The 12,412-nt window shown below is 69.0% G+C and carries 7 protein-coding genes; 5 read left to right on the plus strand and 2 right to left on the minus strand.

Annotation, left to right across the window (positions count from 1 at the left end; all coding sequences use genetic code 11):
* The first annotated feature begins 59 nt into the window (after window positions 1–59).
* Both ACQEVY_RS21490 and ACQEVY_RS21495 read left to right on the plus strand, forming a co-directional pair.
* On the plus strand, window positions 60–2,339 hold the full coding sequence (locus ACQEVY_RS21490; protein ID WP_432950896.1) for a (Fe-S)-binding protein: 2,280 nt from the start codon (window positions 60–62) through the stop codon (window positions 2,337–2,339).
* A gap of 107 nt (window positions 2,340–2,446) precedes the next feature.
* Window positions 2,447–3,970, plus strand: coding sequence for an FG-GAP repeat domain-containing protein (locus tag ACQEVY_RS21495; RefSeq protein ID WP_432950898.1), 1,524 nt, complete (start codon window positions 2,447–2,449; stop codon window positions 3,968–3,970).
* Between the two features lie 79 nt (window positions 3,971–4,049).
* Here the strand turns inward: ACQEVY_RS21495 and ACQEVY_RS21500 are convergent, their stop codons facing one another.
* Together ACQEVY_RS21500 and ACQEVY_RS21505 are read right to left on the minus strand one after the other, a co-directional pair.
* On the minus strand, window positions 4,050–6,266 hold the full coding sequence (locus tag ACQEVY_RS21500; RefSeq protein ID WP_432950900.1) for a S1 family peptidase: 2,217 nt from the start codon (window positions 6,264–6,266) through the stop codon (window positions 4,050–4,052).
* A 242-nt stretch (window positions 6,267–6,508) separates the two neighbouring features.
* Window positions 6,509–7,000, minus strand: coding sequence for a hypothetical protein (locus ACQEVY_RS21505; protein WP_432950902.1), 492 nt, complete (start codon window positions 6,998–7,000; stop codon window positions 6,509–6,511).
* A gap of 452 nt (window positions 7,001–7,452) precedes the next feature.
* On the opposite strand from ACQEVY_RS21505, the gene ACQEVY_RS21510 reads away from it, so the two are divergent.
* From ACQEVY_RS21510 to ACQEVY_RS21520, 3 genes are all read left to right on the plus strand, one after another.
* On the plus strand, window positions 7,453–11,082 hold the full coding sequence (locus ACQEVY_RS21510) for an ALF repeat-containing protein (RefSeq protein WP_432950904.1): 3,630 nt from the start codon (window positions 7,453–7,455) through the stop codon (window positions 11,080–11,082).
* A gap of 114 nt (window positions 11,083–11,196) precedes the next feature.
* Window positions 11,197–11,733 (plus strand): hypothetical protein, encoded by a 537-nt coding sequence (locus ACQEVY_RS21515; RefSeq protein ID WP_432950906.1) that lies wholly within the window; start codon window positions 11,197–11,199, stop codon window positions 11,731–11,733.
* Window positions 11,734–11,841: 108 nt separating this feature from the next.
* Window positions 11,842–12,381, plus strand: coding sequence for a hypothetical protein (locus tag ACQEVY_RS21520; RefSeq protein ID WP_432950908.1), 540 nt, complete (start codon window positions 11,842–11,844; stop codon window positions 12,379–12,381).
* Window positions 12,382–12,412 lie beyond the last annotated feature (31 nt).

The raw sequence follows: 12,412 nt of genomic DNA on the forward strand, positions 1-12,412 counted from the left end.
GCTTAGTAATGACCTTCGAGCCAAGCTCGAAGACCCCTCGCAGGCCCGAGGAGCCCCAAATGCAACTCGCCGCGATCGTCGTGTCGCTGGTCCTGACCGTCATCGGCGTTGCTCTGCTCGCGCGTGCCGTCGGCCAGTTCGTCCGGCACTTCAAGCTCGGCCAGCCCGTTCCCGCCGGCAGCCGGACCGACAACCCCTGGGACCGCAGCGTGACGCTGGTCAAGGAGTTCCTCGGCCACACACGCATGAACCGTTGGGGCATCGTCGGCTTCGCGCACTGGTTCGTCGCGGTCGGCTTCCTGACCCTCCCGCCCACCCTCGCGCAGGCGTACGGGCAACTCTTCGAGGCCGACTGGACCCTCCCGGTCATCGGCGGCTTCCTGCCGTTCGAGATGTACATCGAGTTCATCGGTGTGATGACCGTCATCGGCATCGCCGTACTCATCGTCATCCGGCTGCTCAGCCTGCCCTCCCGGGCCGGCCGCAAATCCCGGTTCACGGGCTCCAAGGCCTGGCAGGCGTACTTCGTCGAGTACGTCATCCTCACCATCGGCCTCGCGATCTACACGTTGCGCGGCCTGGAGGGCGCGATCCACCACGTGGAGCACTACGAGGCCGCGTACTTCGCCTCGTACCCACTGGTGCTCGCCTTCGAGGGGCTGAGCACCGGCACGCTCCAGAACCTGATCTACCTCACCGCGATGATCAAGGTCAGTGTGTCGCTGATCTGGATGATCGTGGTCTCGGTGAACACCAACATGGGTGTCGCCTGGCACCGCTTCCTCGCCTTCCCCAACATCTGGTTCAAGCGCAACGCCGACGGATCGACGGCCCTCGGCGCGCTGCAGCCGATGACCAGCGGCGGCAAGCCCATCGACTTCACCGACCCGGGCGAGGACGACGTCTTCGGCGTCTCCCAGGTCGAGCAGTTCTCCTGGAAGGGCCTGCTGGACTTCTCCACCTGCACGGAGTGCGGCCGGTGCCAGTCGCAGTGCCCGGCCTGGAACACCGGCAAGCCCCTCTCCCCCAAGCTGCTCATCATGTCCCTCCGGGACCACGCGCACGCCAAGGCCCCGTACCTGCTGGCCGGTGGCGGCAAGACCATGGAGGGCGAGGAGAAGGCGTCCGAGGAGCAGCTCGCCTCAGTGCCCGCGGCAGCGCTGGCCGAGGCCGAGCGGCCCCTCATCGGCACCCTCGAAGAGAACGGCGTCATCGACCCGGACGTCCTCTGGTCCTGCACCACCTGCGGTGCCTGCGTCGAGCAGTGCCCCGTAGACATCGAGCACGTCGACCACATCGTCGACATGCGCCGCTACCAGGTGATGATCGAGTCCGCGTTCCCGTCCGAGGCCGGGACGATGCTCAAGAACCTGGAGAAGAAGGGCAACCCCTGGGGGCTCGCCAAGAAGCAGCGCCTGGAGTGGCTCAAGGAGGTCGACTTCGAGGTCCCGGTCGTCGGCAAGGACATCGAGGACCTGTCCGAGGTCGAGTACCTGTACTGGGTCGGCTGTGCGGGCGCGCTGGAAGACCGCGCCAAGAAGACGACGAAGGCCTTCGCGGAACTCCTCCACATCGCGGGCGTCAAGTTCGCGATCATGGGCGGCGACGAGAAGTGCACCGGTGACTCGGCACGGAGGCTCGGCAACGAGCCGCTGTTCCAGGAGCTCGGCATGGAGAACGTCGCGGCCCTGAACATGGCGTACGGCGAGGACGAGGACGATCCCTCGACCAAGAAGCCCAAGTCCGCGAAGAAGATCGTCGCCACCTGCCCGCACTGCCTCAACACCCTCGGCAACGAGTACCCGCAGCTCGGCGGCGACTACGAGGTCATCCACCACACCCAGCTGCTCCAGCACCTCATCGACGACGGCAAGCTCATCCCCGTAACCCCCGTCGAGGGCCTGATCACGTACCACGACCCGTGCTACCTGGGCCGCCACAACAAGATCTACACGCCCCCGCGCGAGATCATCGGCAAGGTCCCGGGCCTCCGGAACGAGGAAATGCACCGCCACAAGGAGCGCGGCTTCTGCTGTGGCGCCGGTGGTGCGCGGATGTGGATGGAGGAGCGGATCGGCAAGCGCATCAACGACGAGCGCGTCGACGAGGCCCTGTCGCTGAACCCCGACATCGTCTCGACGGCCTGCCCGTTCTGCCTCGTCATGCTGACCGACTCGGTCAACGGCAAGAAGAACGATGGCAAGGCGAAGGAGTCCATCCAGGTCGTGGACGTGGCCCAGCTGCTGCTGGAGTCCGTGAAGACGCCGGTCGAGGACGACGAGCCCCCGGCGGGCGAGACGGACGCGGAGAGCGAGCCGGAGCCGCAGCCGGTGAAGTAGCGGCTCGGGCACGCAGGTAACGGCAGCCCGTCGGCAACGGGTACGGCTGGATAACGAAGCACCCCATGTCCCTGGTTCAAACCGGGAACATGGGGTGTTGTCGTGAGATGAGAGTGACAAGAGGTGCGGTTCTGCTGACCTGCGCCGTCCTGCTGGGCACCGCCGCCACCGGATGCGACGCGGCGGGCGGGGGCTCCGGGGACGACGGAAACAGGGGTACGGGTCCGGGGGCGCCCTCCGCTCCCAAGCCCCCGAACGCCACCTCGACCTCCACGGGCTTCACGCTCGGCGCCCTCGCCCAGGGCCCCGACCGCCCCGCCGCCGGTAAGTCCCAGGACCGCCCCCGCGAGGGCGACCTCAACGGCGACGGATACGACGACGTGGCCTTCGCCCGCACCGGCGCCGTCTACGTCGTGTACGGCTCGGCGAACGGACCCGACCCCCGCACCCGTACGACCCTCGCCGTGGGCGGCGGCCACCCGGGCCGTGACGCCGACAACCTGCCCCGGCTGCACCGCGCCGACCTGGACGGCGACGGTTTCACCGACCTGCTGGTCACGGTGAACGACGGCAAGCAGTACGCACTGTGGGGCGGGGCGCGCGGCATCGCGGGGATGCGTCAACTCGCCGTCGGCGGCGAGGCGTTGCGCGAACTCGGCCCCGCGGGCGGCGACTTCGGCAGCGTCGCCGACTTCGACGGCGACGGCAGCGGCGACGTCTTCCGCCTCGGCCGCCCCGCCGGTTCGTCCGCCGGGTCCGCGGGCGTCGTCTTCCACGGCCCCTTCGACCGCCGTACGGGCAAACCGTCCCGCCAGACCGAACTCACCGGCCCGATCCCCACCGACAGCGCCCCCTACCAGTCCACCTCCGAGGACTACGACGGCGACGGCCGCGCCGAACTGACCGTGTGGTTCGAGTGGACCGACCCCGACAGCGAGGGCGACGGCGACCTGAGCGTGCAAGGGGTGCAGCATTTCCGCGGTACGGCACGTGGGCTCGTACGAGCACAGGAGTCCGAGCAGGGCGAAGAGTTCGCAGGACATCCCGGGGATGTGGACGGCGACGGCGACGACGAGCTGTATACGGCGAACTTCGCCGCCTTCGACCAGAAGATCACGATCAGCGTCAACTCGACACCGGGGAGGGCGAGTTCCGGGACCCCGGTCACCCTGACCGACCTCCCCGGCCTCAACTCCCGCTGCTGCGGAGGCACCGAGGGCCGAGCGGTCGGCGACGTAACGGGCGACGGCCGCCCCGACCTCGTACTGAGCGCACCCGCGACCAACAGCGCCCACGGTCTCATCTTCCTCATCCCCGACCTCGCCCATGTCACGACGGCCACGAAGCCCCAGGCAGTGGACCTGGAATCCACAGGTGTGGACGGAGAGAACCGCGACCCGGGCGAGGGCGACAAGGCGTACATCCGCCACCGCCTGATCTCGAAGCCGCCGCTGCTCGACGTGAACGGCGACGGCCGCCTGGACGTGGTCGCCGCCTCCGGCAACCGCCGCTCCGAGGACGGTTCAACGACCCGACGTACTACCGGCTTTTGGGTCTTCCCCGGCTCCCCGGAGGGCTTGGACACCGAGGCCTCACGGCACATCACGGAGGAGGAGCTGGACCTTGAGTGAACGCAAAGGCGCCTGACGGGAACTCTCCCGGTCAGGCGCCTTTCGTACGAACCGCTCAGGGCCGGGCCCTGCTCGTGGGTTACCGCGCTATGAAGCCGAAGCGGGTGCCGGAGGCGGGGAGGCCGCCCTGGCCGGGCTGGTAGGTGGTGATCGCGGTCGACGTGGCGCCGGCGGTCACGTTGGCCATCGGCAGGGCGTGCAGGGCGCCGTGGGCGCTGGGACCGTACGGCATGCCGACGTACAGGTGGGTGCCGGTGAAGTGGATGCTGCGGCCCAGGAGTTGGTTGGCGCCCGGGTTGCCGGGGATGCCGGCGTTGTTGCCGGGCTCCAGCAACTTGTCGTTGGCGCCGGGGGCGCCCAGCAGGGAGAAGGTGTGGATGGCGCCCGCCTTGGCTGCCGTACCGACGATCTCTTCCGGGACGCCCACCGCGAACTTCATCGTCGCCGTGGTGCTCACCGCGCGGGGTGCGGTGTTGACGGCGGTCACACTCCAGCCGAAGCGGTCGCCGGTCTCGGCGGTGCCGGTGACGTCGTCGCCGCCGGCGCCCTGGGAGTAGGAGTTGAGCTGGGTGAAGCTGCCGCCCGAGGCGGGGATGCGGAAGGTGAGGACGGTGCCGGCGTCGGACTTGGCGGCTCCGTCGATGGTCAGGTCCTCGCCCCAGGCGCCGACGGTGAGGATCGACTCGGTGGCCGCCGCCGCGCCGGAGGGCCGGTGGGGGGTGATGGCCAAGGCGGAGCCGAACTGGTCGTTGGGCTCGGCGCTGCCGGAGACGGTGTCGAGGTCCTGTTCGAGGGAGAAGCGCGGGGTGGGCCTGCCCTCGGAGTTCAGCGTGTGGTCGAAGACCGTGACCATGCCGGCGCCCGCGTCGGAGCCGATGGCCTCGCCTGCGGCCCCGATGGCGAAGCGGTTGCCGTCGGCGGTCATGGTGCCGCCGAAGCCGTCGCTGGCCTCCGCGGTGCCCGGTACGTCCGTGCTGTCCTGGTGGACGGCGATATTGGTGGTGCCGCGCAGGTAGTAGAAGTCGCCGGCCTTGGCGACGTTGCCGATGGACTCGCCGGGTTTGCCGATGATCAGGAAGGGTTCGCCCGCGGCGGTGGTGCCGGCGGCGAGGGAGTCGCCCATGCGGTCACCGGCCTCGACGCCGGAGTTGCCGATGGCTCCGGCACCCTGGCCCTCCTCGAGGTGAGTGCCCTTCTTCGCGCCGGTGCCCAGGCCGCCCGGGGCGCCGTGCAGGATGTCGACCACGCCGACGTCGGCGAGGCTGCCGACATCCTCGCCGGCGGTGCCCACGACCAGCTCGGTGCAGCCGTCCTCGTCCCAGTCGACGGTGGCGATCTCCTGGCCGAACCAGTCACTGGGCTCGGAGCTGCCGGTGACCCAGTCGAGGTCCTGGGTGATCTCGGCGGTGCCCTTGCCGCCGCCGTACATGATGCGCACGAGGCCGCCGTTGGCGTCGCCACCGATGGTGGCCTGCGGGTCGGCGATGGCGATGTCTTCGACGCCGTCGCAGTTGAAGTCTGTGATGCGGTTGGCGCCGACCTTGGAGTTCACCCAGGAGGCCAGGTCATCCACGCGGGCGGTGATGGCGCCGGTGTCGGTCACGGTGGCGTCGATGCCGAAGCAACCGCCCTGGTACGACTGGCTGTTGAGGGCGACCAGCTGGTGCGCACCGCCCGCCACGCGGACCACGGGGCCGCCGGTGTCACCCATGCAGGCGGCCGCGCCGTCCTTGCCGGTGACCGTGGCGGTGGTGGCGGCGGACTCGGTCACCGAGAACGCGCCGGTGTGCAGCTTCAGCGGCGCCCACTCGGTCTTGGTACGCCCGTACCCGGCGAACTTCAGCTCCTCGCCCGCGGCGGGCGCGGTGGTGGCCAGGGCGACGGGGGCGACATTGGTGACCGGCCGGTTCAGGCGGGCCAGGACCACATCACGGTCCGTACGCGGAACAAGCTCGACGACCTGGCGCACGGCACCGCCGGTGCCGGTCAGGTCGGAGCGGCCGATGGTCGCGGTCGTCTTCAGCGCCGGCTTTCCGGCGGGCACCGCGAGACTGGCGGCCGGGTTGTCGGCGAAGCAACTGGCCGCGGTGAGCAGCCACTCGCGGTCGACCAGGACGCCGGAGCAGCCACGGGCGTGGTCACCGATGATGAGCTGCGCGGTGTAGGCGTGGGTGGTGTCACCGGAGGCGACCTCGGGGCCGGTCACGGCGGCGGCCGGCACGGCGGTCAGCGCAACGGATCCCGCGATCAGGGATGAGGCCAGTGCGGCAAGGCGCACGGGTCTGGTGTGTCGCATGAGTTAGTTCCTTGGTGGCAGGTCTGGCAAGGGGACGCGGTTGGGCGCTGCTTGTACTACAGCCGCAGATCTTCCATGCGGTGATCGGAGCTGATCGTTTCGCGTTCCGACGCCCGCCCGACTCAACAGTTCGAGGAGCCTGCTCAGGCTTGGCCACCGGCTCGGTGACCGAGCCGATCGGTTCTGACCGACGGATCAAGAACTGCGGTTGTAGTACTGGGAATGGGCCGAGGACAGTCGGGTCAGCCGGTGATGCGAAGTTCGAGGAGGACGGTGGCAGGCTCGCCAATGCCTTCGCCGACGCCCTGGAAGGCGTTCTTGGCGACATTGACAGTCTGGGTCTTGCCCTCGGCGCTGAGTTCGGCGCGCACGGGGTGACTCTCGGTCTGGATGGCGTAGACATCGGCCAGTTCGAGGGTGAGGTAGCCGGTGGTGGAGGTGGCGGTGAAGCAGAACTCGCCGGCTGCGCCCGCGCGGGTGAGGACCTTGAGCTGGTCGGCGGTGTCGTCGCAGGCGGCAAGGGTGATGTGGCCGTCACCGCGGATGAGGGTGATGCCCTGCTCCGCCTGGATCTTGTCGGCGCCGGGGTAGTTGAAGTCCTCGACGGCGAACGGGATGTCTCCGGCTGCCTTGCTGCCGGTGCCGGGGTCTGCGACGGCAAGGGTGGATGCTCCAGCGATCACGGCGGTTGCCATGATGCCGGAAAGCAGGAGTTTGCGGGCTCGGGATATCACTGAAGCAATCCTTCTGTGAAAGCGCAGAGTCTCGCCGCACGGGCAGGCCGAAAGAGTCGGCAATCGCGGGGGAGTTACTGCGTCGTTGAAAGTGCGCGCCAGGAAGCGCAATTGAAAGGATCGCGTTTCACGCGCTCCTTTCGGGAGACCACACCCTCCGCCGGGGTCCGGCGCGGCTTCTCGCCTGCGCCCGGATCTCCAATCGGCATCGAGGTCGGCCTCAACTGGCCCCAGGTGAACGCACCTTAGCAAGAAATTGTCGGGCGCGCATTCGACGGTGAACCGACCCCGCGTGCGATACGTATGCTCTGCCCAGCCCGAAGTCCGGTGAGTAGCCGTCCAGTTGCTCAGAAAGCAAAAAGGTTGTGCGTTCCGTGAGACATAAATTCAGACATCGCATGGGAGCATCCCGACTCCCTGCCGTGAAAAAGAGGCGAAAGCGGACAGGAGGGGTGGCAGGGTCAATCCGGTTGGTCTGCCTGCCAGTTCTGCTCTCGCTCATAGTGGGGCTGGTCGGGTCCGCCCCCGTTCAGGCTGTCGAAATCCCCGACAGCGGCGAGAAGTCGAGCAACGAGCACATCCCCGCCACCGATCGCGGCAAGGTCCTCACGCTGTGGAAGGCCGGAGGCCCCGGCGTAAAGGCGGCAGCCGAGGCCGCCCTGTTGGGGACGGACGACGACGTCCGGCAGTTCCTCGACCACGAGAACGCGATCGCCCAGCTCAGCGATGACCGGGTGGCCACGGTCCAGATCTTCTCGGTCGGCGGCCGCGGGGTGCGCGAGGCAGCGCAGCAGGCCCTGGCCGGTACGCCGACGGAGCTCGACACCTTCCTGAAGAGCGGCTGGCAGGCTCCACTGGAGCAGGACCAGCGCGTCCGCGCCACGCAGATCATCAGCGCTGGCGGCCCCGAGGTGCAGGAGGCCGGACGAACAGCCCTGAACGGCACGGCCGAGGACGTCCAGCGGTTCATCGCCGAGGACCAATACGCGGCCCGGGACAGCGACAACCGGGTCATGACCGTGCAGATCCTGAGCACGGGCGGCCCTGCGACCAAGGAGGCCGCGCAGGCCGCGCTCAACGGCACGCCCGAGGACGTGACCGAGTTCCTGGAGGTGGGCCAGCACATCGCGCGCGCCCGCGACCAGGAACAGACCACCATCGAGGAATTGGTCGCGCTGGTCGAGGAGGCCGGCCGCCAGGCCAAGGCGGAGACCGAAGCCGCCAAGGAGGCCTCCGCCCGGGCCGTCGCCGCCACCAAGCTCGCCAAGGAAGCGGCGCAGAAGGCGGCCGCGGAGACCGCGGCCGCCAAGAACGACGCGACCAAGGCGTCGAACGCCGCAGGACGTGCAGCCGACGCAGCCAAGGGCGCCGCCAAGGCCGCTCAGCAGGCGATTGACTCGGCCCGCGCGGCGAACACTTCGGCCCGTATCGCTGCGAACGCCGCGTCGCAGGCCGCTTCGGCCGCCGCCGCTGCCGCCCAGGCCGCGTCCCGTGCACGCGGCGCCGCCGCTGACGCCGCGACCGACGCGACCAAGGCCTCCGCGGCGCGTAAGGCAGCCGAAGGTGCCCGTGCCGCCGCGAAGGGAGCGGAAACCGCGAGCAAGGCGGCCGATCACGCCGCCACTGCCGCCGACGAGGCGGGCAAGGCGGCTCAGGCCGCCGCCGGCGCGGGAACGAACGCGGACAACGCCGCCGCGGCGGCCGAAGAGGCCAGCGGCCACGCCAACGTCTCCAGCGCCCAGGCTCAGCGGGCCAGGGCGGCGGCCGCCGATGCCCGCCGGCAGGCGGCCGAAGCCACACGAGCCGCGAACAAGGCTGTGGAGCTGGCCGGCCGGGCGGCCAAGGCAGCACGCGAGGCCAGGGACGCCGCCAGTTCCGCGGCCACCCATGCCAGGAACGCGGCCGCGGCCGCAGACGAGGCCGCCGAGCACGCGGGCGATGCCGCAAAGGCTGCGACGGAGTCGACCAAGCACGCGGCCGAGGCGAAGAAGGCGGCCGACAACGCCACCAACGCCGTCGCCAAGGCGAAGACCACGCACGACCTGGCCCGCGAGATCGAGGCCGAAGAACTCGCGGACCGCCGGTACGCCCAGGTCGAGCTGGCCAAGGCCGCCAAGATCTCGGATGACGAGCGCAAGGCACGGGAACAGGGCGCAAGCGAGGAGGCCAAGGCGGCCGACGCGGAGGCGGCCCGCCTAGCCGCCGAGGTGAATGCCCCGGGCGCCGACCTGGGGGCCGCGGCCGCGAAGGCCCGCAATGTCGCGCTGCATGTCGCGAGGACCCGTGGCCCCTGGAGCGTCACCACGGCCGAGGCCGCCCTGGCGGGTTCGGACGCGCAGGTCGTCGAGTACATCCGGGCCGGCTGGAAGGAAGCGAACGAACGGGACGAGTACGCCCGTACGGTCAACCTGGCCTGGGACTCCGAGTACGCAGCCGTCCGCACCGCCGCGAAGACCGCACTCACCGGCAGCACCGCGCAGATCAGCGCCTTCATCGCAACCGGGCAGCACGAGGCCGCCAAGACCGACTACCGGGTCAAGGTCACCCAGCTCTTGGAGGGCGGCGGCTCCGCCGTGAAGAAGGCGGGCCAAGAGGCGCTCAACTCCGGGTCGACCGACAAGCTGCAGGCGTTCATCCACACCGGTTACCTCACGGCACGTACGAGCGACGAGCGCGTCCGTGCCGTCCAGCTGAGGAGCACGGGCGGTCCCGAGCTCAAGGCCGCGGCCGATGTCGCGCTCGCCGGACCGCCGCAGGTGCTGCACCAGTTCATCGAGGTCGAGCAGTTCCGGGCCAAGCGCAAGGACCAGCTCACCGCCACCCATGTCTCGCGCATCCAGGGCCTGATCTCCGGGGCGGCGCGCATCGCCGCGACGGCACAGCAGAACGCCGCGCTGGCCGCCAAGGTGGCGGCCGAGGCCCGTAAGGCGGCGGCCGACGCGGCGGAGTACGCCAAGCAGGCCAAGGCGTCTGGGGACCAGGCGGGCGAGCACGCCAAGCAGGCCGACGCCCACGCCGACGCCGCCGAGAAGTCCGCCGCCGACGCTGCGGCCTCGGCCAGGGCGGCCCGTAACGCCGAGGCCAGCGCGAAGAGCGCCGCTCAGCGCGCCGACCTGTCGGCGTCCAACGCGGAGGCCTCCGCCGCTTCGGCGCGGAGCTCGGCAAGCCAGGCCTGGGCCGCGGCCGATGCCGCGTACGCCTCGTCCATCGCCGCGGGCAAGGATGCGGCCGCCGCCAGCAAGGCCGCCGACGAAGCCGGAGACATCGCCTTCCGGAAGCTGCAGGAGGAGATCAGGAAGCACTTCGCCGACCTGGCCGCCGAGGCGGAGGAACGAAGCCTCAACGCGGAGGACGAAGAGTTCGCGGAGCAGATGCGCAAACTCGAGGAGATCGACTGGAGCAAGATCTTCTCCGAAGGCGGCCACCTCACCCTCGATGTCCTCGGCTTGATACCGGGCTTCGGCGAGGCAGCCGACGGCGTCAACTGCGCCTGGTACTTCGGCGAGGACAAGAAGATCGACGCGGGTCTGTCCTGTGCGGGCATGGTGCCGTTCGCGGGCTGGGGTGCCGCTGGCGTCAAGTTCGGCAAGTGGGGCACCAAGGCGGACGGATTCTTCAAGAAGCTGTTCGGCAAAAACCCGGCCTTCGCCGTGTGCGCCAGGTCGCTGGCAGCCAGGACCTTGGCGGCGTCGTCGATCTCCTGCCCCGTGGGCTTCCGGAAGATCAGCGCTGACATCTTCCAGTCGCCGGGAGGGCTGGTCTACATGCGCGGGGACGACGGGATGCACCGTATCGACCACGTCATGCTGCACACGAAGCCCAGCACCAATCCGGATAAGCCCTTGCACAAGATCTTTAAGGAAAAGGACCAGGCCAAGCTCCTGTCCCTGATCGACGACGCCTGGAGCAAGCGCGGGACACTCATAATCAACGGCAAGAACAGGGTCTTCCCCGTGGAGTACGACGAAGCGCTCGGCGAGGGCGGGGAGAAGATTCTCTGCATCGTCACCAGGTTCAAGAGCGGGAAGTTCAGGGTGATCACCGCGTATCCGTCTGCCTCAGCCACATGCCCGAGGAATTGACGACCAGAGGACGGAGCTGATGGCTCGTCCCTGACTTCGAGATGGGCGGTGGACCCGGAACGCCGGGCCACCGCCCATCAGCACTCACAACCGCAAGAGAGAAGGGCAACGACCATGCTCCCCGCAGACCGGATCCGGGCGCTGCTGAGAGAGTTCGACGATCCCCAGCATCTGGAACGCCCCCGGGACTTCGACCTGAAAGCCTCCGCCCACCGCTTCGCCCAGCTCACACACGCACTCACGGAACGTTTCGGGCCGTCCTGCGAGAGCGGCCTGTCCCAGGACGCCAGTTACTACGGTGTCATCGATGTCCCAGCGGACGCGACGGGCCTCGGCCGGCCGCTCTGGGTCCTGCTGAGCAACTTCGGCTCGTTCGTCACCACGGGTACGGGTGACGACTGGGGAGTGCCCAGCGCCAAGGAGGGACTGACCGAGGAGTTCGTTACATGGCTCGACGGTATCTGTACGGCGCAGGGCCTCACCTTCGTCCCGATCGAGCTGCTCTTGGAGCCGTACGACGGGCCGTCCCTCGCGGATGAGGAGATTCCCGCCGAGCTACTGGCGGCGTTCGCGGACGACGGCGAAGAGGAGGAGGACGAGGGGCCGGAGCTGCCACTGGCCTGGTGGGACCGGTACTTCCAGTACATGTAATACGCCGCAACGACCTCCGACAACTCGTCCTGATCTGATGACCGGTGGTGGGCAGGGGCTCCGGTCCCACCACCCTTCCCCGCACAAGAACTGATGGAAGGGCACGCCATGCTCCCGAAGGACCGGATCCGGGCACTCCTGCTGGAACACGACGATCCCCGCCACCTGGAACGCCCCGCGGACTTCAACCGGGAGACCTCGCGGAACTGTTTCGCCCGACTGGTGAGCGCCCTTGAAGAACGCTTCGGGCCGTCCTGCTCAAGTGGCCTGGGCCAGGACGCCAGTTTCTACGGTGTCATCGAGATCCCAGCGGACGCGACGGGCCTCGGCCTGCCCATGGGTGTCGCGATGAGCAACTTCGGCAACTACTTCGTCACCGCATCAATGAGAATCGGTGAGGATGTCCCCAGCAGTGAAGCACGCCCGCCCGAGGAGTTCGTGACGTGGCTCGACGGTGTCTGTACGGCCATGGGGTGCACCTTCGTCCCGTCCGAGGTGCTCCGTGAGCCGTACGACGGGCCATCGGCCATGTTGGCGGCAGAGGACGTGAAGCTGGCGGCGGTGCTCATAGCCGCAGGCGAGGCCGAGGACGACGACGAGGAGCTGGGAAAGTCGGACTGGCACGACCGGTACTTCGATTACATCTGATACTCCGTCGGTCACCGGCGATGCGGCCTGT

Origin of the sequence: Streptomyces sp. CA-288835 (assembly GCF_050936385.1) — a bacterium.
GTDB lineage: Bacteria > Actinomycetota > Actinomycetes > Streptomycetales > Streptomycetaceae > Streptomyces.